At 66.5% G+C, this 25011-nt stretch carries 21 protein-coding genes; 12 read left to right on the top strand and 9 right to left on the bottom strand.

The features are described 5' to 3' along the window. The first annotated feature begins 55 nt into the window (after positions 1-55). Complete coding sequence (locus N4G42_RS11405; protein WP_056062936.1) at positions 56-307, top strand: GlsB/YeaQ/YmgE family stress response membrane protein; 252 nt, start codon at positions 56-58, stop codon at positions 305-307. 105 nt (positions 308-412) lie between these two features. Beyond that, the gene (locus tag N4G42_RS11400; protein ID WP_056065019.1) at positions 413-928 is read left to right on the top strand and encodes a hypothetical protein; all 516 of its coding nucleotides are present in this window, start codon (positions 413-415) and stop codon (positions 926-928) included. An 80-nt stretch (positions 929-1008) separates the two neighbouring features. Here the strand turns inward: N4G42_RS11400 and N4G42_RS11395 are convergent, their stop codons facing one another. The 3 genes from N4G42_RS11395 to N4G42_RS11385 all read right to left on the bottom strand — a co-directional run bounded on the left by N4G42_RS11395 (position 1009) and on the right by N4G42_RS11385 (position 4462). Next, complete coding sequence (locus tag N4G42_RS11395; protein ID WP_260667233.1) at positions 1009-2688, bottom strand: tannase/feruloyl esterase family alpha/beta hydrolase; 1680 nt, start codon at positions 2686-2688, stop codon at positions 1009-1011. A gap of 189 nt (positions 2689-2877) precedes the next feature. Then, complete coding sequence (locus N4G42_RS11390; RefSeq protein WP_260667232.1) at positions 2878-3915, bottom strand: Bug family tripartite tricarboxylate transporter substrate binding protein; 1038 nt, start codon at positions 3913-3915, stop codon at positions 2878-2880. Between the two features lie 70 nt (positions 3916-3985). After that, positions 3986-4462, bottom strand: a complete 477-nt coding sequence (locus tag N4G42_RS11385; protein WP_260667231.1) for a DUF3237 domain-containing protein — start codon at positions 4460-4462, stop codon at positions 3986-3988. Between the two features lie 162 nt (positions 4463-4624). On the opposite strand from N4G42_RS11385, the gene N4G42_RS11380 reads away from it, so the two are divergent. The 6 genes from N4G42_RS11380 to N4G42_RS11355 all read left to right on the top strand — a co-directional run bounded on the left by N4G42_RS11380 (position 4625) and on the right by N4G42_RS11355 (position 12227). After that, positions 4625-5497, top strand: coding sequence for a helix-turn-helix transcriptional regulator (locus tag N4G42_RS11380; protein ID WP_233193752.1), 873 nt, complete (start codon positions 4625-4627; stop codon positions 5495-5497). Positions 5498-5535: 38 nt separating this feature from the next. Continuing rightward, entirely contained in the window at positions 5536-8346 is a 2811-nt protein-coding gene (locus N4G42_RS11375; protein WP_260667230.1) for a DEAD/DEAH box helicase, read from the top strand. 227 nt (positions 8347-8573) lie between these two features. Then, positions 8574-9707, top strand: a complete 1134-nt coding sequence (ada, locus tag N4G42_RS11370) for a bifunctional DNA-binding transcriptional regulator/O6-methylguanine-DNA methyltransferase Ada (RefSeq protein ID WP_260667229.1) — start codon at positions 8574-8576, stop codon at positions 9705-9707. Continuing rightward, entirely contained in the window at positions 9704-10459 is a 756-nt protein-coding gene (locus tag N4G42_RS11365; RefSeq protein WP_260667228.1) for a 2OG-Fe(II) oxygenase, read from the top strand. The genes ada and N4G42_RS11365 overlap by 4 nt, the downstream gene beginning before the upstream one ends. Positions 10460-10514: 55 nt before the next feature. Next, positions 10515-11168 (top strand): DNA oxidative demethylase AlkB, encoded by a 654-nt coding sequence (gene alkB / locus N4G42_RS11360; protein WP_260667227.1) that lies wholly within the window; start codon positions 10515-10517, stop codon positions 11166-11168. Positions 11169-11492: 324 nt separating this feature from the next. Continuing rightward, positions 11493-12227, top strand: coding sequence for a hypothetical protein (locus N4G42_RS11355; RefSeq protein ID WP_260667226.1), 735 nt, complete (start codon positions 11493-11495; stop codon positions 12225-12227). Positions 12228-12280: 53 nt separating this feature from the next. Here N4G42_RS11355 and N4G42_RS11350 read toward each other — a convergent pair whose 3' ends face one another. Then, positions 12281-13393 (bottom strand): DUF3592 domain-containing protein, encoded by a 1113-nt coding sequence (locus N4G42_RS11350; RefSeq protein ID WP_260667225.1) that lies wholly within the window; start codon positions 13391-13393, stop codon positions 12281-12283. A 378-nt stretch (positions 13394-13771) separates the two neighbouring features. Between N4G42_RS11350 and N4G42_RS11345 the strand changes: the two genes are divergently transcribed. After that, the gene (locus N4G42_RS11345; RefSeq protein ID WP_260667224.1) at positions 13772-14224 is read left to right on the top strand and encodes an EVE domain-containing protein; all 453 of its coding nucleotides are present in this window, start codon (positions 13772-13774) and stop codon (positions 14222-14224) included. A 38-nt stretch (positions 14225-14262) separates the two neighbouring features. Here N4G42_RS11345 and N4G42_RS11340 read toward each other — a convergent pair whose 3' ends face one another. Further along, entirely contained in the window at positions 14263-17067 is a 2805-nt protein-coding gene (locus N4G42_RS11340) for a PAS domain S-box protein (RefSeq protein ID WP_260667223.1), read from the bottom strand. Between the two features lie 152 nt (positions 17068-17219). Here N4G42_RS11340 and N4G42_RS11335 point away from each other — a divergent pair, with 152 nt between their 5' ends. Then, positions 17220-17723, top strand: a complete 504-nt coding sequence (locus N4G42_RS11335; RefSeq protein ID WP_108499197.1) for a flavodoxin family protein — start codon at positions 17220-17222, stop codon at positions 17721-17723. A 9-nt stretch (positions 17724-17732) separates the two neighbouring features. On the opposite strand, the gene N4G42_RS11330 is transcribed toward N4G42_RS11335, so the two are convergent. Together N4G42_RS11330 and N4G42_RS11325 are read right to left on the bottom strand one after the other, a co-directional pair. Beyond that, complete coding sequence (locus N4G42_RS11330) at positions 17733-18698, bottom strand: class I SAM-dependent methyltransferase (RefSeq protein ID WP_108499198.1); 966 nt, start codon at positions 18696-18698, stop codon at positions 17733-17735. 158 nt (positions 18699-18856) lie between these two features. Beyond that, a complete protein-coding gene (locus N4G42_RS11325) occupies positions 18857-19954 on the bottom strand; it encodes a GlxA family transcriptional regulator (protein WP_260667222.1) in 1098 nt (365 codons plus the stop codon). Between the two features lie 138 nt (positions 19955-20092). Here N4G42_RS11325 and N4G42_RS11320 point away from each other — a divergent pair, with 138 nt between their 5' ends. Continuing rightward, positions 20093-22465, top strand: coding sequence for a penicillin acylase family protein (locus N4G42_RS11320; RefSeq protein ID WP_260667221.1), 2373 nt, complete (start codon positions 20093-20095; stop codon positions 22463-22465). Between the two features lie 22 nt (positions 22466-22487). Here the strand turns inward: N4G42_RS11320 and N4G42_RS11315 are convergent, their stop codons facing one another. Then, entirely contained in the window at positions 22488-23120 is a 633-nt protein-coding gene (locus tag N4G42_RS11315) for an NUDIX domain-containing protein (RefSeq protein WP_260667220.1), read from the bottom strand. A 158-nt stretch (positions 23121-23278) separates the two neighbouring features. Between N4G42_RS11315 and N4G42_RS11310 the strand changes: the two genes are divergently transcribed. Continuing rightward, positions 23279-24040, top strand: coding sequence for a DeoR/GlpR family DNA-binding transcription regulator (locus N4G42_RS11310; protein ID WP_260667219.1), 762 nt, complete (start codon positions 23279-23281; stop codon positions 24038-24040). An 8-nt stretch (positions 24041-24048) separates the two neighbouring features. Here the strand turns inward: N4G42_RS11310 and N4G42_RS11305 are convergent, their stop codons facing one another. Continuing rightward, on the bottom strand, positions 24049-24954 hold the full coding sequence (locus tag N4G42_RS11305) for a LysR family transcriptional regulator (RefSeq protein ID WP_260667218.1): 906 nt from the start codon (positions 24952-24954) through the stop codon (positions 24049-24051). Between the last annotated feature and the right edge of the window lie 57 nt (positions 24955-25011).

Genomic DNA, 25011 nt, shown 5'->3' with positions numbered 1-25011 from the left:
CTGCCCCATCTGTAAAGTGACTCTATCGTCTGAACCAACTATCAAGGGGAAAAACATGCTGTCACTTCTGGGGATGTTGCTGATTGGTTTGGTGGTGGGCTTGATTGCCCGTGCCGTCAAACCCGGGGACGACAAACTGGGCTGGATCATGACGGCGCTGCTCGGTGTAGCGGGCTCGTTTCTGGCCAGCTACGTGGGCATGGCCATGGGCTGGTATGCGCAGGGCGACAGCGCTGGCTGGATTGCATCAGTGCTGGGCGCCGTCGCTCTGCTGGTGGTGTACGGCCTGGTCAAGGGCAAGTCCTGAGAGGTCCTGAGAGATCGTGGATCTTGCCCCGCTCGCTGAGCTGCCCGCCATCTGCGCTTTGAATCACACACTTTCGTCCAATCACCCTCCATCACGTTGTCACCCATGCCCACCTCATTGCAAATGGCCGCTGGAGACCCTGAACTGGCCGCGGTTGTACGCCGCGCCCGCAAGCTGCTGCACCGCCGCGCCATGGTGGCGGCAGCGGCCAGCGTGGTCCCGGTGCCGGGGCTGGACTGGGCGGTCGATGCTGCCCTGCTTTCCCGCCTGATTCCACAGATCAATACCGAGTTCGGCCTGTCGGCCGAGCAGATCGACCAGCTGGATCCAAAAAAGCGGGAGCAGGTGCAAAAGGCGGTGGGCCTGGTGGGTTCGGTGCTGATCGGCAAGCTCATCACCCGCGAACTGGTCATCCGTGCCACCCAGACGGTGGGCTTGCGCCTGAGCACCAAGCAGGCGGCCAAGTACGTGCCCCTGGCGGGACAGGCCATCGCGGCCACCCTTGGCTACGCCACCTTGCGCTACCTGGGCGAGCAGCATTTGCGCGACTGCATCCGCGTGGTGCAACAAGCCCAGCTGCGGTTGCCGCCGCCCGTGGAGTCCTCAACGGTCAAGCGCTGACCCCAGGACCCGGGTGTACAGACCCAAAAAAGGGCCCGAGGGCCCTTTCCGCTTTATTGCAGCGTCGCTCAGGCCGCGCGTCAGCTGGCCGAGCAGACAAAGCTGCTGGCGTCTTCCACACTGCCCGAGCCCTTGTACTTGGCAAACTGCGGGTAGGGGCAAAGCGGACGCGTGCGGTTGGGGAAGTCGGCGTTGGTGGGCAGCGCCTTGGCCGCGACGCTTTGTGGGGCAATGCCTTTCTCCACCCAGTCCACCATGGTCTGGATCGAGTCGAAGTTGTCGGTGGCCGGGCCGCCCGAGCAGTGGTTCATGCCCGGAATGAGGAAGGTCCGCGCAAAGTTCTGCGTGGCCGCCATGCCGCCGTTGTTCGCGGCCAGGCGTTCGTAGTAGTCCACCGTGTCAAACGCCGAGAAGATCGGGTCAGACATGCCGTGGATGAACAGCAGCTTGCCGCCGCGCTGCTTGTAGGCCGCCAGTTTGTCGTCGGCATAGGTGTCGTAGACGGCAGAGTACGCGGCCATGCGTGCGGGGTCGGTATCAAAGTTGAAGGCCAGCGGGTTGAACGAGAGATCCGGCGGTGTGAAGAACTCGTTGACCAGGGCATCCACCATCAGTGTGATGTAGCGTGCGTCGGGCGTGGCCGTGGTCGAGTTACCCAGCGTCCAGGACCGCCAGCCGGGAGCCGCCAGCCCGGCATCCCACGGTTGGCCGGTGTACAGCGCCTTGCCCACGGAGTTGCGGGGCCCGGCAAACACGCTCTTGAGCGCACCCACCTGGGCGGACGACAGGCAGCTGTCGGTCTTGCCGCCCGTGCATTGCAGCACGGCGGGGTCAAACGCCTTGCAGGCATTGACGTTTTGGGCCAGGCCGTCCACCACGCCGTCGGCCGCGTCGCAGGTGGCATTGACTGCAGTGGCCACCAGTTTGAGGTCGCTGTTGCTGAAGGCCTTGGAGAGGATGCGGTTGCCACTGGCGTCTTGGGGCGCAATGGCGTTGAACTGGATGGTGTTCCACATGGCGGCCACCGTGGCACCGCTGGACACGCGCATAGCGGGCGCTCCGGCGGTGATGCCGTCAAAGTAGTCCGGGAACCGCTGCGAGAACATCATGCCCTGGCGCCCGCCGCCGGAGCAGCCAGAGAAATAAGAGTAGTCGGGCTTGCGGCCGTAGCGCGTGCTGATGAGCGACTTGGAGGCCACAGCCGTCTTGTCGTAAGAGTTGTAGGCATGGTCGGTGCGCGCCTGCGGGTCGGCGCCAAAGCTGGCGCTGGTGCCGGTATGGCCCGCATCGGTGGACACCACCGCAAAGCCCTGCCCCAGTGGCGATGGCGTGCCGCCCGAAATGCTGGAGCTGAGCGAGGTGTCGCGCAGGATGCCGTCGTTGCCACCCCCGCCGATGAACAGAAAGCGTCCGTTCCAGCGGTCGGGCAGGCTCAACTGAAAACCGATTGCATAGTTCTTGCCATCCACACCCACACGCGGATTGATGGCACCCGTGACCACACAGTGCCCGGGCAAAAAGTCGCCCGTGGCAGCGCCGCCGGGGCGGCGCGTGCCCGGCGGCACATAGCTGGTGGACAAGTTGGTGTTGCTGAGCTGCGCGTTGGTGCTCAATGCGGCGCAAGCGGCGGCCGGGTTGGCGCTCTCGGTCACCAGCACAGCGTTGCCGCCGCCGCAGGCACTGAGCAATAACGGCAGCAGCACGGCGGCGGGCAGCGCAACGCGTTGCGCGATGGGGGTATCCAGCGAAAGGGACGGCATGGTGGTCTCCTCGGTTGATCGGTCTTGTGGGGTTGAACCTTTGGCGCAGCAACGCCCGGCGACGGCCGTCAGGGCGTCGCTGAGGAAGGTGCGCGGATTTTTTGGTAATCGGACGGCGTTGCCCCTATCGCCTGGCGCCGCCCTGCGAGCGGAATGCGTAGCGCCCGGCAATCACTGGGCAGTGCCGACTCAGTCGGCCTTGAAGCCCGTGGCGGCCACGGCCTTGCCCCAGGTCACCGTGTCGGCCGCGATGATGCGGGCGAACTCCTCGCGGTTGGTGCCCGTCACGCGGAAACCAGCCTCTTCCATCTTGGCCTTGCCCTCAGGCGACTGCACGGCCTTGATGATGTCGGCGCTCAGCTTGGCGACGATCTCGGGGGGCGTCTTGGCCGGGGCCACGATGCCAAACCAGGAGTTGAACTCCAGGCTGGGGTAGCCCTGCTCCTTGATGGTGGGCACATCGGGCAGTGCGTTGGACCGGGTGCCGCCTGTGGTGCCCAGCGCTACCAGCTTGCCAGCCTTCACGTTGGGCGCAGCCAGGCCCACGCTGGCAAACACGCCCTGCACATCACCGCTGAACAGGCCGCCCAGCGCGTCGGTGGTGTTCTTGTAGTGCACCGGTTCGGGCTTGAGCTTCACGGCCTCGCCAAACATGAAGGCGCCAAAGTGCCCCGGGGTACCCGCGCCAAAGGTGGCCAGGAACAGGCCCTTTTGCTGCTGGGTCCAGGCCACAAAGTCCTTCACATTGCGCGACGGCACCTTTTGTGGGTTGACGAGCAACGCGAAGTCGGCGGTGACCACCTGGCTCACGGGCGCAAAGTCCTTTTGCGGGTCGTAGGGCAGCTTGTTGTAGCTGCTGGGCGCAATGCTGAGCTGTCCGGTTTCGCCCAGCATCAGCGTGTAGCCATCAGGGGTGGCGCGTGCGGCCTCGGTCGCAGCGATCAGCCCCCCGGCGCCGGGCTTGTTGTCCACGATCACGCCCAGGTTGCCCCAGCCTTCCGACAGCTTCTGCGCCAGCAACCGCGCCACGATGTCCGGCCCGGTGCCTGCCGGAAAGCCCACGATGATGCGCACCGGCTTGTTGGGGTAGCCCGCCGTCTGCGCCAGGGCACCAGTGGCGGGGGCCAGGCCCGCCACCACCGTGGCTGCCAGGCAGACGCTGCGCAGGGCATGCCGACGAGAGAAGTTGCGGGACAGGGTGCAGGTGAGCGTGGAAAAAGAGGTCATGACAAGGTCTCCAGGGTGTTGTTGTGTGCTGTCGGTCATCAAAAAAGCGAAATGCGGGACTGCTGTGCGACTACATCAGCTCCCAGAACCGCATGGCTACTGCATCGGGAAACCGCGCACCGGTGCCCGTGAACATGCGCTCCCCGATCCATCGCAGTGCGGGAGACGCTGTCTCGAACTGGGGGCTGCAGCGAAAGTAGATCTGCGCCGGGTCCACCACCTCGCCACGCACCAGGCGCGCCATCAGCTCGGATGGGCCGGACCGCACGGCGCGGTTTTGCACATAGATCAAGTCACCGCCATCCGCCTCCAGCGTGTAGCGCGCGTCCAGCTCGGCCAGGGTGTCGCTCACGATGAGCTGAAAATCCGCCCCGCCGGGCATCACCCGGGCCTGCCAGCCATCGCCTTGGGCCTTACCGCCCAGGATGGGGATGAGCCGACGCAGGCCGTGCACGGTGCGGCCCACCTCCTGGGGCACGCCCACCTCCACGCGCAGGTCGGCAAAAAATCGCAAACGGGGTTCCACAAAGGGCACGGGTTCGGTCATGGGCTCCATCTTTCGGGTGTCTGGCAGGCAAGCGGCCAGGGGCGGCGTGCACCCAGCCTGCTTGCGGGGTTGCACCTAGCGTAAATCCCGTGGCGCTTGACCCCTGTCATCCCTGAAGATGACAGCAATGACAAAGCCCACCCGGCATACCCCGCGCAACCCATGAGGCACTGGCTCCCTGCAAGCACATCCGGCGGCGGCATCACGCCCCCGCCCAACCTCACGGGCTCGGCCCTGGGCGCCATGGTTCACCAGCTGGGCGATGACGGGTTTGCCTGCGGCATGCTGCAGGAGCTGGCACCCGTTCTGCCCGCAGCGTCGTGGTCGGTGTACCGCACCGGGCGCCATTGCAAACCCACCTTGTTCATGTCGGCCAGTTACGGCATTCCCGACACCACGCAGGACTGCTGGTGGGCCTACCTGTCAGGCCCCTACCGCACCGACCGCACCTGGGGCCGCTCGCTGGACGAAGCCGCCCCGGCCGAAGCGCCCACCCAGTTGTGCCACCTGACGGCGCCCGAGGTGGACGCAGAACACCGCGCCCGCGTATACGAGGCCCATGGCGTGGCCGAGCGGGTGTCGGTGGTCGAACACGAGAGCGATGGCTCGGTCTTTGCCGTCAACTTCTACCGCCACCAGCACCAAAAGCCGTTCCAGGACCGGCAGATCAGCGACTTTGAGGGCATGGCCCCGGTGCTGCTGGCGCTGACCCGCAAGCACATCGCCCTGGCCCAGCGCCCCGGGGTGTTGCAACCCGCACTGCAGCCCCCGCCACAGGCCACGGCCCCCGCGCTGTCCCACAGCCTGCCCGCGCTGCGCGAACGCCTGCTGCGCGCCCACGCGGGGCTGACCGAGCGCGAGCTGGACGTGTGCGCCCGCCTGCTGCAAGGCATGACGCAGGAGGGCATTGCCTGCGACCTGGGCCTGAGCCTTCCCACTGTCAAAACCTACCGCAACCGCGCATTCAGCCGCCTGGGCATCCACTTTCGCAACGAGCTGTTTGCACTGGCGCTGGGCACCCAACGCAGCGTTTAGACGAAAGGGCACGCCACGCATGGGCACAATGCCAGCCCATGCCCAGCCTGCCGCAGTCACCCGTTCCGCCCACGCCCCCCGCAGGCCGTGCCCATGTGGTCGCGCAATGGGCCAAGGCCCTGCGCAACCGGGCTGACAGTGCCGCCCTGCAGCAGCTGCCCCCGCTGACCGACGCCGAGGCCGCGCAGGTCATGGCGCAGCTGCGGGGCGATGGCAGCCACCCGCCGGGCCACAGCCCGGCGCCCAACATACCCGATGGCGTCGTCCCCGGCCACTTTCGCCCGCGCATCACCCTCATGACGCTGGGTCGGGGCGATGGTCTGCTGGGCATGGCGCCCCAGGGCAAACTGGGCCCGCGTGGTGACAGCGTGACGCTGGTGCAGATTGACTGGACCTACCGCACCGACGATGGCGCCACCTGGCAGACGCCGGCCCCCACCTCCATCCTCAACGCGCGCCCGGCCCCGGTGCAAGACCTCTTCGACACCGGTGGCCCGGTCGTGCGCATGCAGCGCAACCTGGCGGCTGAAGCCGACGCCATGGACCGCGTGTGGGACCTGGGCCTGACCCCTGTAGACCCCAAAAGCCTGCAGTGGCGCCACCGCGCAGCCGCCACCACGCTGGGCCCTGTGTGGACGCTGGCGCAGGAGGCGCACTTTGGCGACTTCTGGGCCGACGTGGTTCCCCAGTTGCGAACCGAGGGCTGGAGCGTGGTGGTACACCCCGGCTTTGCGCACGAAAGCGTGCCCGTGTCGCGCTGGAAGCTGGTCATCGCCCCCGACACTGGCGAGCTGCTGGCCAAGGAAGTCGATGGCCCGCTGGGCACACGCCAGCGCCCCGTGCAAAAGCTCATGCTGCCCGAGCGCGAGGGCGCCTGGCTGCTCAGCCTGGGCATCGAGATCGACGGTGAAACGCTGGATCTGGCCCCCATGCTGGCCGACCTGCTACGCCGCGACGCCCGCTGGCTCAACGCGCGGCAGATGGCCGCCATCGATGACATCGCCATCATTTCGCTGCGTGCGCCCGGCGGCAAGCGCATCGAGGCGCCTGCCGGGCCACTCAAGGCCATCGTGGGCGCCATGGTGGACTTGCTGACCGACCCCACCCGCAAACAGCTGAAGGACGGCGACCCGCTGCGCCTGGGCGCGTGGGAGGCGCGCCGCATTGAGGCCCTGCGCGCCGGGCTCGTGCAGGTGCACCGCGTGGGCACGGTGAATGGCTGGAACAACAACTGGCAGTTGCAAGGCGACGTGGGCCTGGCGCAGCTCGCCAAGCGCCTGCGCTCTATCGGTGCGCCCCAGCCGTTGGCCGCACCGCAGGGCCTGCAGGTGCAGCTGCGCCCCTACCAGCTTGAAGGCCTGGCCTGGCTGCAGTACCTGCGCGCCCAGGGCCTGGGCGGCATCCTGGCCGACGACATGGGCCTGGGCAAAACCGCACAGGCGCTGGCCCATGTGCTGACCGAAAAGGAGGCCGGGCGGCTGAAGCGCCCGGCGCTGGTGGTGCTACCCACCTCGCTCCTCTTCAACTGGCAGGCCGAGGCCGCGCGCATGGCGCCCAGCCTGCGCGTGCTGGCCCTGCATGGCGCGGACCGTGACAAACGTTACCTGCACATCGCTGACCACGACCTGGTACTGACCACCTACCCATTGCTCTGGCGCGATGTGGAGGCGCTGGCCGCCGAGCCCTTCCACCTGCTCATCCTGGACGAGGCCCAGATGGTGAAAAACGCCGGCAGCCGCAGCGCCCGCGCCCTGCGCAAGCTGCAGGCGCCGCACCTGCTGTGCCTGACCGGCACGCCGCTGGAGAACCACCTGGGCGAGCTGTGGGCGCAGTTCGACTTTTTGATGCCCGGCTTTCTGGGCGATGTGCGCAGCTTCAACGCCCGCTGGCGCAAGCCCATCGAGGAAAACGGCGAAACCCTGCGCGCCCAGCTGCTGTCGCAGCGCGTGCGCCCCTTCATCCTGCGCCGCCGCAAGCAGGACGTGGCCACCGAACTGCCGCCGCGCACCGAAACCATCCTGCGCGTGCAATTGCAAGGCAAACAGCGTGAGCTGTACGAGGCCGTGCGCACCACCGCCGACAAACAGGTGCGCCGCGCACTGGAGCGGCAGGGTTTTGAAGGCTCGCAAATCGCCATCCTGGACGCGTTGCTCAAGCTGCGCCAAGTCTGCTGCGACCCACGATTGGTCAAAGGCACCACGAAAACGGCGCACTCGATGGAGCGCGCCAAGCTCGAACTGCTGGCCGACCTGCTGCCCGCCCTGGTCGATGAAGGCCGCCGCGTGCTGGTGTTCTCGCAGTTCACCGAAATGCTGGGCCTGGCAGCCGAGCTGCTCGACACCCTGGCCCTGCCCTACCTCACCCTCACCGGCCAGACGCCACCCCGCCAGCGCGGCGCGGTGGTGCGGCAGTTCCAGACGCAGGAAGAGACCAGCGCCCCCATCCTGCTGGTCAGCCTCAAGGCCGGGGGCCTGGGCCTGAACCTCACGGCCGCCGACACCGTGATACACCTGGACCCCTGGTGGAACCCCGCCGTAGAAGAACAGGCCACCGCGCGCGCCCACCGCATCGGGCAGGACCAGCCGGTGTTTGTCTACAAGCTAGTGGTGGAAGGCAGCATCGAAGAGCGCATGCTGGAGCTGCAGGCCCGCAAGGGCGCGCTGGCCCAGGGCGTACTGGGGCACGATGCCGAAGGCGCAGTCAAGTTCAGCGAGGCCGACCTGCACGCGCTGCTGGCCCCCTTGACCGAACCGGCCAACAACCCGCTGGGCATACCCGGCGAAGACGCGCTGCGCTGGGGTGGCACGGGCAAACGGCGGCCCCGGCCGCTGCAGCCACCTGAAACCTGAGTTTGGGGCGTTTTTACCTTGTAGCGCTAGTAAATCACACGCTGGCAGCTATCAATAAATGAGCGCACTCATCCGTGCGGGGAGCCTTGCGCAAAAGCGCAGAATTCAAAAGCAAGCTTCGGAGTGCGCCCCTCGGCCTCCGTCCCTAGAGTGCATGGCATTGCAACCCACCTTGTGAGCCCTGCACCATGATGAATGTGACCGCCCTTCTTCCCCGCAGCACCCCCATGCCCACCCGCCACCGTCCCAACACCAAAGCCGAGCAGGCAGCCGCCACCCAGGCCGACCCGCGCTGGGCGGCAGTGGTGGCGCGCAGCACTGAGGCCGATGGAACGTTCTGGTACTCGGTGCAGACCACGGGCGTGTACTGCCGCCCCAGCTGCGCATCGCGCACACCCCGGCCAGAGAACGTGCTGTTCCATGCCAGTTGCGACGATGCGGAGCGCGCCGGGTTCCGCCCCTGCCAGCGCTGCAAGCCGCGCCAGGCCACCGCGCTGTCGCACCACGCGGCGCTGGTGACGGAAGCCTGCCGCATCATCGAAAGCGCCGCGCCCGGTGAGGCCCCCACCCTCGATGCACTGGCAACCCGCGTGGGGCTGAGTGCCTCGCACCTGCACCGCATCTTCAAGCAGGCCACGGGCCTCACCCCCAAGGCCTATGCGGTAGCCCAGCGCGCGCAGCGGCTTCGCAGTGCGCTCGACAGCCCGACCATGGACTCGGTGACGGACGCCATCTATGGCGCGGGCTACCAGTCCAGCAGCCGGTTTTACGAACAGTCGGCCCAGGTGCTGGGCATGCGGCCCAGCCAATATCGCGCACGGGGCGCATCGCAAGACATCCGCTTTGCCATCGGCCAGTGCTCGCTGGGCGCGATTCTGGTGGCGCAGAGCGACCGGGGCATCTGCGCGATCTTGCTGGGCGACGACCCCGACGCGCTGCTGCGCGAGCTGCAGGACCGGTTTGCGCAGGCCCGACTGATTGGCGGCGACGCCGCGTTTGAAGCCCTGGTGGCGCAGGTGGTGGCGTTTGTCGAAGCCCCGGGCCTGGGGCTGAACCTGCCGCTGGATGTGCGCGGCACCGCGTTCCAGCAGCGGGTGTGGCGGGTGCTGCAGGCCATCCCGGCCGGGCAGACGGCCAGCTATGCCGAGGTGGCCCAGCGCATTGGCAGCCCCAAGGCCGTGCGGGCCGTGGCCCAGGCTTGTGCAGCCAATGGGCTGGCAGTGGCCATCCCGTGCCACCGGGTGGTGAAGAGCGATGGCGCGCTGTCGGGCTACCGCTGGGGCGTGGAGCGCAAACGCGCCCTGCTGGCGCGCGAGTGCGATGCAGAAGCGGCCCCGCTGCCGGCGGAGCAGGTGGCATGAGCGTGGCGGCTTTTTCCAGCCCGGGCACGCTGGCGGATAGCGTGTGGCACCAGCGCGCGGCCACCATCGACTGGCAAACCGCCAGCGAGGCCCTGCGCCAGCAAGGCAATGCCGTGCTGCCCCAGTTGCTGAATACTGCCGAGTGCGCCGCCCTGGCGCAGTTGTACGGCCACGCGCAAGAGGGCACCTTTCGCAGCCGCGTGGTGATGCAGCGCCACGGCTTTGGCCAGGGCGAATACCGGTATTTCAGCTACCCGCTGCCCGACCTGGTGGCGGGTCTGCGCGGGGCGCTGTATCCACATCTGGCCCCCATCGCCAACCAATGGAACACCGCGATGGGCATCGACGTACGCTACCCCGCGCAGCATGCCGACTTCATCGCCCGTTGCCACGCCGCAGGCCAGGTGCGTCCCACCCCGCTGCTGCTGCAGTACGGGCCGGGCGACTACAACTGCCTGCACCAGGACCTGTACGGCGAACATGTGTTTCCGCTGCAGGTGGCCATCCTGCTGTCGGAGCCGGGGCGAGACTTCACCGGCGGCGAGTTCGTGCTGACCGAGCAGCGCCCGCGCATGCAGTCGCGGGCCGAGGTGGTGCCGCTCTCGCGCGGCGACGCCGTGGTGTTTGCCGTGCACCACCGCCCCGCGCAAGGCACGCGCGGGCCCTACCGCGTACAGATGCGCCATGGCGTGAGCCGCTTGCGCAGCGGGCAGCGGCACGCGCTGGGCATCATCTTTCATGATGCTGAATGAGGTTGTCACCGCCAAAGCCGTTGCAGGCAGCCCCTCGCCAAAGATGACAGATGCCATGACCGCCAGCCTGTTCGACGACCCACCCCAGCCCGCCCGGCCACCCGAGGTGCTGGAGCCCGGCGCCCTGGTGCTGCGCGGCTTTGCGCTGGCGCAGGCGGCGGACTTGCTGGCTGCAGTGCAGCAGATCACCGCCCAGGCGCCCTTCAGGCACCTCATCACGCCGGGCGGCCTGCGCATGTCGGTGGCGATGACCAACTGCGGCGCGCTGGGCTGGGTAAGTGACCGCAGCGGTTACCGCTATGACCCCATTGACCCGCAGACCGGCCAGCCCTGGCCCCCCATGCCGCCGCTGTTTCGCCAGCTGGCGCTCGATGCAGCGCAGGCCGCAGGCTTTGCCCACTTTGCACCCGATGCCTGCCTCATCAACCGCTATGCCCCTGGGACACGCCTGTCACTGCACCAGGACCGCGACGAAGGCAACTACGCCCACCCCATCGTGTCGGTGTCGCTGGGTGTTTCGGCGATGTTTCTGTGGGGTGGTGCGCAACGGGTGGACAAGACCCGCCGTATTGCGCTGCTGCACGGCGATGTGGTGGTCTGGGGCGGGCCTGCGCGCTTGCGGTTTCATGGTGTGCTGCCATTGCCCGAAGCACACCACCCGCTGACGGGTGCACACCGCATGAACCTCACTTTTCGCGCAGCAGGCTGAACTACTGGCGCATGCTTCACGCCTGCCAAGGTGCGGCTGCTAACGGCATGGAAAAAGTCGATTCATTTTTTCCCAGTGAGGCCGTACGCAATCAGCCCAAATGATCAGGAAAAAATCGCACGTGCGATCGATAAATACACAAGCACACCGAAGCAATGATTTGAAACAAATTAAAAACTTGGCACCGATCACCAGCAACGAGACGCCTATAAGATTCGTTCGCCCTGTAGAGTCAAGAGAGTTCCATTTCGGGTGACGCAATATGTGCGGGCAGATGTTTTACAACATGGCTCGCGCCAAATACAAATCAACGTCTTAGTAGCCATGAAATTTTTCAAACATACCATTATTACCAGCTTAGTCATCACTGCATCGTCCGCTTTCGCACAATCACTCCCAGACATTGGAGGGGTGAAAATTGGGGCATTGCTTGCCACACAAAAACCGCTGATGGAAAAGGTGAATGCAGACTACAAATTCAGCGAGATCAAGACCCGCGAAGGCAAAGTGGTTGGAATTCAAGGAATTGCAGAAAGCAAGGAAAACAGAGTCAATGACCACATGATTGCGCTGCAGGATGACTCTGGAAAAATTTGGTTTCTGGGACGTGCTCAGAAATACCCAGAAGGGGGCTATATTCCCACAGCAACTTTTATTTCAGCACTGAAGCAGAAATATGGTGCCCCTTCTGACGTTACACCCGATCAGCTGTCCATGCTGTGGGCTTATGACAGAAATTATGCCTTGACGACAATTAAGGGATCTACCATGTGCCCCTTTGGAGCGGGCGGCAACGTCACCACGCCACGCACAGATTTATCCAGATTGAAAGGCGACAGCATTAACTTGGCCGTACCAGCGGCCTTTGAGCCAAACTGTGGGATTCAAATGAATGCAAAATTGAATCGCCACTATGGCTCCGACATGATCACCGGATCAGCGATCCAAATCGTTGACCACAAGGTTCGCTACGACGTGCTGGAAAAGAAAAACAATGAAGAAGAAGCCGCGCGGAAAAAGGCGCTGGATGCCATGAAAGATAACAAGCCCAAGCTGTGACACACCGGCGGCGCAGGTAACAAGGCCAGGGGTCCCGCGGTCTGTATATGCGGTTAGCGGACGTTGTAGCCTGTGGCGCTACCGATGGATGCGAGCATCCGGTCCGCTTCCTTGCGCCCCCGCAGATCCTGAGCCACCGTGATCCTCCTGCCGCTGTGCAGCAGAGCTTCAATGCGGAAATACACCTCGCGGCGGTTGTTGAGCTCCATGGAGTAGCTTTCGGTCACACACAGCCGGACGATATCGTGGGGAGGCACCTGGTGCCAGCGCAGCATCAGGCCCAGCAGGCGACGCTCGGTGCGCAGGCCGGTGTGGTCCAGCTGCACGCGCAGGCTGTTGGCGATGGCGTAGAAGCTGGCCAGCAGCACCACACCGCCCACACCGCCAAACAGCAGGCGGAACAGCCACGGCGCCACATCGCCCGATGATTCCTGCTCCCAGGGCACCAGCGCCCCGACGGTCAAAAACACAGCCCCCACCAAGGCCAGCGCCAGCTTGAGTCCCCACCAACGGCCCGCCGGAAAGTACATGGCCACCCCGCCGGGCGTGCGCTCCACCCGCCCGGGCATGCCTGGCGCCAGCGACTGGGCGCCACTGCCCGCACGGCCCTGCGGGGCGCGGGTGGGGCGCAGCACATACATCAGCAGACCGAAGCCCACGCCGCCAAACACCACCACAAACACCATCTTCAGGGCCAGCAGGCCGGGCCGCAGGCTGCGGTCAATGACGGCGTCCGCAGGATCGGACGGACTGACCCAGACCTGAACGAGCGCGCCGTCGCGCAGTGCCTGCTCCAGCCGCACACCCAGCGCTTCCTGAAAATCGCCCACGTTGTCGCCACCACCGCTGATCGCCACGCGCTCGCCCTGGTACTCACGGCCCGCCACCTGATAGCGGTAGGTAGCCTTGACGGTGTAGGAGCTGGATTTGCTGCTGCGGCTGGTTTCCAGCCGCGCAGCCACCAACGTGGCGGGCACGGGCTGCCACCACTGCATGCGTGCCCAGTCGTACAGCGTGGGCAGCACACTGAGCAGCAGCATGCCCACACCTACGGCTGCAAATGGCAGGGCAAACAGGCCCAGCAGCCAGCCCCCAGCGCGCTTGCCGCCACGGGCAGCCGGGTCGCGTGCACCCTGCGCATGGGTTGAGGGAGAGCGTTTGGTCATGGACAAAGTTCAGGGCAAATAAGACAACAAACCGACGCGGCGATGGCCCTGGTGAGTGCCGCCACATGCGGCCTGGACCGGTGCGACCAGCCTTGCACGGTCAGATTCTGCGGCGCGTCCCCGGGCTGCGCAATCTGCCATGCGGACAGCAGGCCATTTCAACGCGTTGGCAGCCGATTTATGGTGTTTTTGGCCACAAGCGCTAGTGGAACATGCCTGGATAGCTATCATATAGATAGCAATTCGCTGTCCGCGACTTGGGCTGCGGCGCCCGCCACCACCTGCGGCATCTTTGACAGAATGCGCCCATGGTCACCGCTCCCCCCCCCTTCACACCCCTCGCACGCCGCCGCGGGCCGCCCGGCCCAGTTCTGGCTCATGAAGTCCGAGCCGGACGAGTGCTCCATCGACGACGCTCTGGCCGCGCCCAAAGCCACCGTCCCCTGGACCGGCGTGCGCAACTACCAGGCCCGCAACTTCATGCGCGATGCGATGCAGGTGGGTGACGGCGTGCTGTTCTACCACTCCAGCTGCCCCGAGCCCGGCATCGCCGGCCTGGCCCGCGTGGCCAGCGGCACCCGCCCCGACCCCACGCAGTTCGACCCCACATCGCCCTACCACGACCCCAAATCCCCGGCAGACAACCCCCGCTGGCTGCTGCTAGACGTGCAGGCGCTGCGCAAGACGCGGCTGATCAGCCTGGCCGAGCTGCGCGCACACCCGGCGCTGGCGGACATGCGGGTGCTGCAAAAAGGCAGCCGCCTGTCCATCACACCTGTAGAGGCAGCTGAGTGGGGCTACATCACCGAAGTGCTGCTGCAGGGCGACTGACGCGCGTCGCTGGCCTGCCTAGCGCCTGACAATGGCAGTCACAAGCTGCGCTCGGCCGACACATGTCCCTTGTCGGCGTACATGGCCTGGTCCGCCGCACGCAGCAGCTCGAACGTGGTGGTCCCGTCGCGGGGGTAAAGGGCGGTGCCGACGGCGGCCGACACGCTCACCACGCGGCCCTCACTCAGATCGATGGGCTGCTCGATGGCCGCCATCACCCGACGCAGCGCCTGGTCCACCTCGGCCGGGTCCTTCACGGTGGTGAGCACCAGCACAAATTCGTCCCCACCGATGCGGGCCGCCGTGTCGTTGCCCCGCACCTGCTTCAGCAGGCGGCGGGCGGTGACCTTGAGCACCTCGTCGCCCATGTCGTGCCCGTAGCGGTCGTTAATGGGCTTGAAGCCGTTGAGATCGAGATAACACACTGCCGCCTGGGTCTGGGTGCGGTCGCTCAGGGCAAAAGCCTGGGCCATGCGGTCGGCCAGCAGCAGCCGGTTGGGCAGGTGGGTGAGCCCATCGTGGAAGGCGATGTGCTCCACCTGCTCCTGGTACTGCTTCATGGCGGTGATGTCCTGCATAAGCCAGAGCGACTCGCCCTGCCCCTCCAGCAGCACACCGTTGACGTCAATCCACACCATCTCGCCCGTCACCTTGCGCATCCGGCGCTGCTGCCGGTAGTGCTGGCCTGAGGCCAGCACCGCGTAAGCATCGCGGCCAAAAGCCAGAAAGTCCTCCTGGTCCACGTACATCTCTTCGGTCGTGCGCCCCTGTAGCGTGCCGGGCGCATAACCAAAGATGCGTTCCAGCGCCGGGTTGCGCCAGACGATGACACGGTCCTTGACCTTGGCGATGCCGATCAGGTCGTTGTCCAGCATCGCCTGCTGCTCCAGGTTCAGGGTGTGCAGCTGCTGGCGCGCGGCGTGCAGCTCGCTCACGTCGTACATGATGGAGCGGCTCATCACATAGTCGCCCTGCGCATTGAGGATGGCAGTGGACGACACGCTCACCCGCCGGTGGACGCCGCCACGGCCACACAGGTTGAACTCCAGCGGTCCGATCTTGCCCGTCTGCAAGAACACCGGAAAACACGCGGTGAACAGCGCCTTGCCCTCGTCATCAAAAAAGTCTGCGGGGCCCAGCTTGCCGATGATCTCCTCGCGCGGCAGGCCCAACCACTGCAGGGTGAGCAGGTTCAGGTGCACATATTTGCCCTGGCGGTCCAGCGCGTAGTACCCGCAGGGCGCGTGGTCGTACAGGTCCTGGAATTGCTCTGAGGCCTTTGCCAGCTCGGCCTCCAGCTGGCGGCGCTCGGTGATGTCACGCCCCACAGACTGCCATTCCACCAGCTGCCCCGCATCGTCAAACAGCGCACGGTTGCTGAACTGGCACCAGCGGATGGAACCATCGCCCGACACCACGCGGTTTTCGATCACCACCAGCGGATTGCGAGGGTGGATGGCGGCGAGCTTCTGTGTGACCAAGGGCAAATCATCCGGGTACACGATGGGCGACCATACCCGCCCCAGCACATCCTCGCGGCGAAGATGAAAGAGCCTGCAGAACGCATCGTTCACAAACGTCATGCGGTTGTCGGCATCAAAGCGGCAGATGATCTCGGTCTGGTCTTCGAGAATCGACAGGTAGCGCTGCTCGCTTTGCTGCAGGGCCCGGGTGCGCTCGATCACGCGATGCTCCAGCTCGGCGTTGGCCTGCTCCAGCGCGGCCTTGCCATCTATCAGGCCCTGGGTCATGTTCTGCAGGGCGGAGCGCAAATGCTGGAACTCCACCGTGTCCATTTCAAAATCAAGCGCCGCCACCTGGCCCGAGGCCTGCACCTGGCGTGCCGCCTCGGCCAGCCGCTCCACCGGCTGGCTAAAGCGCCGCGCCGCCCAGTAGGCCAGAGCCACCAGCAGGGCCGCCATCAGCCCCAGCAGCAGCGCGAGCAGCGTGTGCAAGCGGTTGATGGGCGCAAGCGCCATCTCCAGCGGCTGCCGCGTGACCAGCATCCAGCCCAGGTCCGTGACCGTCTGTGCGCGTACCGGCACCACGGCAGTCAGGTAGGTCTCCTTGGGGTCATCGCCCCAGGACATGACCTGGAACGTACCCTGCGACGGAAGGATGGGCAGCGCCGCACGGGCCTGCTCGACCGCGCCTGCGGTGTTGATGACGCCATCCTTGTTCACCAGCAGAACCTCCAGCCCGCCTGTCATCGGGGACTGCGGTGTGGCGCGGCGAATGATGTCCTGCACCCAGGCCCAGTTCACATGGGCCGACACCACGCCTTTGAGTACCGAGTCCTGTCCCCGGACGGGCGACGCATAGTCCATGAACCGCAGAGGCACCGGGCTGCCGGGTGCGCGCAGCAGTTTATCCAGCAACACCGCATCGTGGGCATCGCCCACATAGGGTCCTTGCTGGCCCGCGCTGAACCAGGGGCGCTGCGACACGTTTTGTCCCCGCAGCAGGTTGCCGGTGGACACCTGCACCACGCCCTGCGCGTCGGTCACGCCAATCCATGAGTAAAACGGGTAGGACTGGCGGATTTGCTCCAGGTGCGCCTGCAGTTGGGGTGCGTAGCCGTCGTCACGGGTCAGCATGGGCAGGTAGCTGAGCAACGCGATCTCGCGCTCACGCTCTTGCATGCCCTGGGCCAGCGCCAGCGCGATGGGCTGGCTGGCACTGACCAGTGATTGGCCACTCAGCTCGGTCAGGTGCCGCGTCAGCACCTGGTCGGCCACCAAGCCAATCGCCAACCCCGCCAGGACGGCCGTACCGCCAAACAGCAAGGTCAGCCGCGAGCGTGTGGTCTGCAGCCATGAAGACACAGCAGGCATCAGGGTCATGAGGCAGCGGGCATTTCAGTGTTTGACAGCCGTCGATTCTGGCATCGAAAGCGCTGTGCAAGTCGCCGCCCGGCAACGCTGCAGGGTGGTAGAAACCCGTTCGGTGACGCGCCCTGCTTCGCTGCCAGTGCCGCTGCCTCTATGCTGCCCCCATGACCGCTGCCAAAACCCTGCTGATCGTCTACCACTCCCACACCGGCGGCACCCGGCAGATGGTGGACGCGGCCTGCGCAGGCGCAGCAGCGGCCGATAGCGGTGTGGCGGTGCGCTTGCTGCACGCGCCACAGGCCCAGGCCGCCGATGTGCTGGCGGCGGACGGCTATCTGTTTGCCACCCCAGAAAACCTTGCAGCTGTCAGCGGCCTGCTCAAGGATTTTTTTGACCGCACCTACTATGCGGCGCTCGACCAGATCAATGGCCGCCCCTACGCCACCCTGGTCTGCGCTGGCAGCGACGGAACCAATGCCGCCCGCCAGATCGCACGCATCGCCACGGGCTGGCGTCTGCGGCCCGTGGCGGACCCGCTGATTGTCTGCACCCACGCGCAAACGCCCGAAGCCATCCTGGCCCCCAAACAGATTGCATCGGCCGACCTGGAGCGCTGCCGGGCGCTGGGTGAGGCCATGGCGGCAGGGTTGGGGATCGGGGTGTTCTAGAACAGGTTCTCAGGCCGGCGCCGCCAGCTCAGGCGCCTGGTACACCAGCACCTTCAGCGCCCGCTCCGGCTCCACGTCGGCAAACACGGGTGGATTGGCCACGCGCTCCACAAACCGCAGATCGGGCGCCAGCTCCTGCATCTGGTCCTGCAAGAAGGCCAAGCCCAGCTCGGGAGCATTGAGGCACAACAGCGCGTGGCCGCCGGGGGCCAGCAGGTCGGGCAGCCGGCGCATCAGGCGGGCGTAGTCCTTGGTGGCGACAAAGCTGCCCTTCTGGTAGCTGGGCGGGTCCACGATGACCAGGCCGTAAGGGCCGCTGCGGTTGATCTTGCCCCAGCTGCTGAAGATATCGTGCGGCAAAAAGGCGGCGCCCGTGGTGATGCCGTTGAGCTGGTGGTTCTGCTGCCCGATGCCGATGGCGCCGTGGCTCATGTCCACGTTGACCACCTGTTTGGCGCCCGCCTGCAGCGCCACCACCGAAAACGCACAGGTATAGGCAAACAGGTTCAGCACCTTGAGCCCGTAGCGGTCTGCACTGCGCGCTGCGGCGTAGTTGCGCACCCATTGGCGGCCTGCGGCCATGTCCAGAAACAGGCCGTGGTTCTGGCCGCGCAGCACATGCACGCGGTAGCGCACGCCCGCTTCGGTGACCACATGGGGGTCGGGCACCGCCCCTGCCATCAGGCGGGTTTCGCTGCGCCCCTCGATGCGCAAGGCCTCGCCCCGGTGCTGGAAGACCCAGTTCAGCGGCTGGCCTTCCGGGGCAATCTGGGACCAGCGTGCCTGCAACGCCGCGCCGATGGTCTCCAGCTCAGCGTCGCTGGCTGGTGCAAAGCTCGTCAGCACGAACACTGGCGGATACGCATCCAGCACCCACTGCTCGCAGCCCGGGAACAGCCCACCCCGGCCGTGGAAGACGCGCTGGGCGTCGGTGGGCAGGGGCATGGAGGCAATGGCGTCGAGCAGGGCTTGCATGGAGAAAAGGGCTGACAAAAAACAATTTCAGAATCAAAACGGCACGATGCGCTAGTCCAGCATGCCTGGGCAGCTATTGATTCAATAGCAATTGAGCATTATCGCCGCCAGCACTGGCGCAGACACCCACCAGAGACAGCGAATTGCCGTGGGCCCGGCTACACCAGCCCGTCGGTGCCAGGCAGCCCCTGCCGCCCCAACCACTGCTTGCGCGATGTGCGCAGCTTGAAGCGCTGGCGGTACGCCCCTGGCGTCACCCCGGCCACGCGGGTGAACACCTTGCGAAAACTGCCCGTGTCGTTGTAGCCGCATTGCTGCGCCACATCGTCCACCGTGAGGTAGGTGGTCTGCAGCAGCGCCTGGGCCTGGGCAATGCGCAGCCGGTGCAGGTAGTCCTGAGGTGTTTCGCCATGCACCTGGGCAAACCAGCGCAGCAATGTGCGCGGGCTGGTGGCGGCGGCGCGGGCCGTGGCCTGCAGGCTGTAGGGCTCGTTGCGGTGGTCCTGCAGCCAGCGCCGCGCCTGCTCCAGTGCGCCCGCAGCCAGCGGGTTGCCCGTGGGGGTCTCCATGGCGGTGGTGGCGGTCAGCTGGCGCTGCGGGTCAAAAAGCAGCGCGTGCGATGCGGCCTGCGCCAGCTCGGCCGCCGGTGTCTGGGCCAGCAGGTCCAGCATGGCGGCCAGGGTGTCCTGCAGGGATGCGGTGGTCCACAGGGCACCGTCACGCTGCCAGGTTCGCTCCCGCTGCCAGGCCACCTCGGCCACATCGGCCGTCCTTGCCCCACTCTCGCTGGACTGCAGCACGATGGACGGCGCAAACACCCACGGCAGCGCCGCCTTGCGCCCAGCCAGCAAGCCACAGTGCGCCAGCAGGCTGGACCCGTTGAATAGCGCAGCCACCAGCCCGCCCCGCTGCAGGTGGCCCTGCAGCATGGCGCCAAAGTGCTCGCTGTAGCGCCGACTGATCTCACGCAACTGCGGCCCCGTGGGGACCAGCCAGCCGGGGATGACGACCACATCCAGCGGCTCCGAGCCCAGTTCCGCGCCAGGCACTGGCGGTGGGGTGGCGTCGCGCTCGTGCGGCATCTGCAGCCACAACCAGCGCACCACGGGCTGCGCGCCCCCGGGGCGCATCGCCGCCAGCATGTTCATGGCGCGCAGAGCGTCCACCGCAGCGGCGGCGGTGCTGGCAATGCTGCCGTGCCCCCAGAGGATGCCCACGTTCAGGCAGGACGGCAGTGCAGTTTTGGCAGTGGGCATGGTGGCGATCTTGCCACCCTTTGTGGCCAAAACGCCACCGCTTCTCGGTGTTACCGGGCAGTAGCATGACCGTGCGACGACAGCGCCCCGCAGCCATGGCCCTGCGCTGCGGGCCCACACAAACGGAGACACCCACCCATGCACGAACCCTCAACCCATCGCGGCCTCTCGATGGCCCTGACCACCCTGGGCGCGGCCTGCACCGCCCTCTTTCTGGCGGGCTGCGCCAGCCAGCCAGGCGCTGCACACGCAGATCGCAGCGTGACCATTGAGCGCACCGCCTACGGCATTCCACACATCACCGCGAACGACCCCGAATCGCTGGCCTACGGCGTGGCCTATGCCTACGCGCAAGACAACGTCTGCATGACAGCCGACCAGCTCGTGACCGCGCGCGGCCAGCGCAGCAGCACCTTCGGCGCCCAGACCATCGGGCTGCTGGGCCGCCGCTACATCCCCAATGCGCAGATCGACCTGTTCATGGCAGCCCACATGGACGACGCCATGCTGGAGCGCGCCTGGGCCAAGACCAGTGCCGAAACGCAGGCCCTGGCGCGTGGTTATGTGGCGGGCTACAACCGCTTCCTGGCCGACAACGCCGCCACCCTGCCCGATGCCTGCCGGGGCAAGCCCTGGGTGCAGCCCATGACCCTGGCCCAATACCGCCGCATGGCCGAGGTGGTGGCCGTGCAGGCCGGTATTGCCGCGCTGGCCGATGGCATGCTGAGCGCCCAGCCTCCCGCCGCCAAGGCCGCGCAGGCGCCCTCCTCTGACGTGAACCTGGCCGATGCCGCGCAGGCGCTGCGCGACGTGGGCCTGCTCGACTCGCCCCTCGGCTCCAACGCCTGGGCCTTTGGCAAGGACGTGACGGCCAACGGCAGCGGCATGCTGCTGGGCAACCCGCACTTCCCGTGGAGCGGCCCCAACCGTTTCTATGAAATGCACCTGACCATGCCCGGCCAGATGGACGTGATGGGCGTGGGCATTGGCACCTACCCCATGGTCTCCATCGGCTTCAACAAGGACGTGGCTTGGTCACACACGGTGTCCACCGGCAAGCGTTTCACCTTCTACGAAGTGACGCTGGCCGAGGGCGACCCCACCACCTACTTGGTGGACGGCAAGCCCGAGAAGATGACCGCCCGCAAGGTCAACGCCCAGATCCCCGGCCCGGACGGCAAGCTGCAGACGCAAGAGCACACGGTGTGGTCCACCCGCTGGGGCCCGCTGGTGGTGGTGCCCCGCGCGGGCCTGACCTGGAACGCCAAGACCGCCTACGCCCTGCGCGACGCCAACACTGGCAACACCCGCATGATGGACGCGGCCCTGGCCTTTGCCCGCGCCCGCTCGGTGCAGGACCTGCACAAGGCGCACGCCAACCTGGGCCTGCCCTGGGTGAACACGCTGGCCGCCGACCGCAGCGGCCAGGCCATGTATGCCGACGTGAGCGTGGTGCCCGATGTGGATGCCGTCCAGCTCGCCCGCTGCGCACCCAGCCAGCCCGCCGCCGCGCTGCGCGCCGCTGCCGGCCTGGTGGTGCTGAACGGATCACGCGCTGACTGCGACTGGCGCCGCGACAGCGCATCGCCCGTGCCGGGACTCATCCCCATCGGCCGCATGCCCGTGGCCTTCCGCACGGACTGGGTCCACAACAGCAATGACAGCTTTGTCTACACCCACCCCGGCCAGAAGTTTGAGGGCATCTCGCCCCTGGTGGGCGACGCCAGCCTGACCCGGCCACGCACCCGCGCCGGTCTGGCCGAGATTCCTGAAATGCTCGGCCGGGGCAAGGTCACGCTGCAGGCCATCCAGGGCCAGTTGTTTGAGAACCGCAACTTCATGGCCCAGGTGGTGGTACCCGACCTGCTGGCCGCCTGCGACAAGGCGCCCACGGCCGAATCGCGCGACGGCTGTGCGGCCCTGAAAGGCTGGGACCGCCGCAACAACGTCGATGCCCGCGGCGCCCATGTGTTCCGAGAGTTCTGGCGCACTGCGCGCAACATCCCCGGCGTGCACCGCGTGCCCTTCGACCCTGCGCAACCCGTGGCCACCCCTGCAGGCCTGAAGATGGAGGACGCCGCCACCGCCGCCAAGGTGTGGGAGGCGCTGGACGGCGCCGTCAAGGCCATCCGCACCAGCGGCTACACGCTCGACGCCACGCTGGGCAGCGTGCAGCGCCCCGCCATCACCGAAGAAGCGATTGCGCTACACGGCGGCGAGGAGTTTGAAGGCGTGCTCAACAACCTGGGCCGCCAGGAGCCCGCACCCATCAACAAGGCAGGCTTGCGCATCGACTACGGCACCAGCTATGTGCAGACCGTGACCTTCGACGCCAAGGGCCCAGTGGCCCAGGCCATCTTGACCTATGGCCAGTCCACCAACCCCGCATCGCCCCACGCCAACGACCAGATGCGCGAGTTCTCGGCCAAGCGCTGGCACACCCTGCCCTTCCACCGCGACGATGTGGTGAAGGCGCGCGTGGGCGAGCCGCTGCGGCTGGTGCGGCCTTGAGCACCTGCGAGCACCGCCTTTTTTACAGGGCGGTGCCTCGCAGGTCCAAGGCCACATACTGCAGCAGCATGATGGTCTTGCCGTCCTGGATCGTGCCGTTGGCAATGCCGGCCAGGGCGTCGGCCAGCGGCATCTCGATCACCTCGATGTCCTCGCCCTCTCCCTCCAGGCCGCCGCCGCTGCGGATGCGGTCGCCCGGTTCGTACTCGGCCACGAAAAAGTGCAGCTTTTCCGTCACCGAGCCAGGGCTCATGTAGGCCTCGAACACCTTGCGCGGCTGGCGCACGCGGTAGCCGGTTTCTTCCTCGGCCTCGCGACGGATGCAGGTTTCGGGGTCGTCGCCGTCGAGCAGGCCCGCGCAGGTCTCGATCAGCAGGCCGTCAGCGCAACCGTTGAGAAAGGCGGGCAGCCGGAACTGGCGCGTCAGCACCACGGTGCTGCGACGCGGGTCAAACAACAGCAGTGCGGCGCCATTGCCCCGGTCGTAGGCCTCGCGGCTCATCGTCTGCCATTGACCGTCGCGCCGGCGCAGCGAGCAGGTGACCCTGCGCAGCACGTACCAGTTGTCGGAGAGCACCTGCACATCCAGCAGCTTCACATGCTCGGTGCGGGCGTTCAGCTCACCGATGGGGACTTCAGGCACAGGGCGGCTCATGCAATGCCCCCCGCCAGCGGGCTTGGGTAGCGACGCACGGCAAGCGCCAGCGCGAAGGCAGTGTGGTCGGGTAATGAGTGCATGGTTTTGACAAGATTGATTTACGCAATATCATGCACAAACATGCAAATTCGTGCAATCAATTCGTGTAACTCTTCATGCTGACCACCCAACGCAAACAGCTCCTGCTCGACCGCCTGCGTCGGGACGGCCAGATCGTGGCCAAGGCCTTCAGCGAGGAGCTGGGCATCTCGGAAGACACCGTGCGGCGCGACCTGCGCGAACTGGCTGCGGAGGGCCGCTTGCAGCGCGTGCACGGCGGCGCCCTGCCCGCCTCGGCCGCAGTGGGCAGCTTGCAGTTGCGTGGGCAACTGGCCCCCGAAGACAAACGCGCCCTGGGCCGCGCCGGGGCCGCGCTGGTGTTGCCCGGCCAGGTGGTGATCCTGGATGGGGGTACCACCTCACTGCAGGTGGTGCAGCACCTGCCGCTGGACTTGCGCGCCACTGTGGTCACGCACAGCCCCACCGTAGCGACGGCGCTGGCTGGGCACACGCAGGTGGAGGTGCTGATGCTGGGAGGCAGGTTGTTCCGCCACTCCATGGTGAATCTGGGTGCCAGCGTGGTCGAGGCCGCAGCCCAGTTGCGGGCCGACCTGTACCTGATGGGCGTGACCGGCGTGCATGCCGAGGCCGGTCTGACCACGGGAGATTTTGAAGAAGCCGCTGTCAAACGCGCCCTGCACCAGCGGGCGGCAGAAACGGTGGTGCTGGCTTCGCTTGACAAGCTGGGTACGGCATCGCCGTTCAGTGTGGCCCCCTTGCACGAACTGGCCGCGCTGGTGGTGCCTGCCGCCACACCGCAGTCACTGCGCAAAAAGCTGCAGGCCGGTGGCGCCAAGGTGGAGATCGCAGTGGCCTGATCAGGCAACTAGGCAGTGGCGGCGCCAGCGCCCTGGTGCAGGTGCGCGACCAGCGCCGCAGCAAAGCCCGTCAGCACCGCCCCCTTGCGCACGCAGATCTGCAGGTCGCGCTGCGCCCAGGACTCGTCCAGCTCGACCAGCACCGGCGGCTCGCTCAGGCCCGCCACCTGCAGGGCTGCTCCCCGGGGCACCAGGCCAATGCCCACGCCCGCCCCCACCATGCGGCACACTGCTTCAAAGCTGCGCACCTGAATGCGCACGTCCAGATGCCGCCCCAGCGCGGCAGCGGCGTTGGTCGTGAAGGTGTGGATGGCCGAGCCCGCGTGCAGCATCACAAAGGCCTGGTCCAGCACCTCGGCAAAACCCACGCGGCCACGCCCTGCCAACGCATGGCCTGCGGGCACGATGAGCACTAGGCGGTCCTGCCGGTAGGGTGACAACTCCACACCCGCGCCCGTGCCACTGTCGGCCAGCACACCCACCTCGATCTCGCCACTGGCCACTGCGACCACGATCTCTGCGCTGGTGCGCTCCTCCAGACTCACGCTGACCTGCGGGTGCTGCCTCAGGAAACCCGCCAGGTCGTCGGGCAGAAAGGTGTGCGTGGCATGGGTATTGGCCCACAGGCTCACATGGCCCCGGATGCCACTGGCAAAGGGCGAGAGGTTGGCATGCATCTGCTCGACGCTGGCCAGCACCTGGCGCGCATTGCGCAGCAGGGCCTCGCCCGCCCGGGTCAGCGCAAGGCCCCGGGTCTGGCGCTCGAACAGCGAGGTGTTCAGCGCCTCCTCCAGCCGGCGCAGACGGTGGCTGGCCGACGACGGCGCAAGGTAGGCTCGTGCAGCGCCGCGCGTGAGGTTGCGCTCTTCGGCAATAGCGACAAAAAGGCGCAGATCGATCAGGTCATAGGTCAATGGAGGCCCCTCTCACGTTCGTTTTTGACGAACGCATGGTTGCGGCAATGCCAATTG

The sequence above is a fragment of the Acidovorax sp. K2F genome, from assembly GCF_025246485.1.
Classification (GTDB): domain Bacteria; phylum Pseudomonadota; class Gammaproteobacteria; order Burkholderiales; family Burkholderiaceae_C; genus Acidovorax; species Acidovorax delafieldii.
The sequence above is the reverse complement of the archived record's forward strand: the minus strand, read 5'-3'. Positions and strand labels throughout refer to the sequence as shown.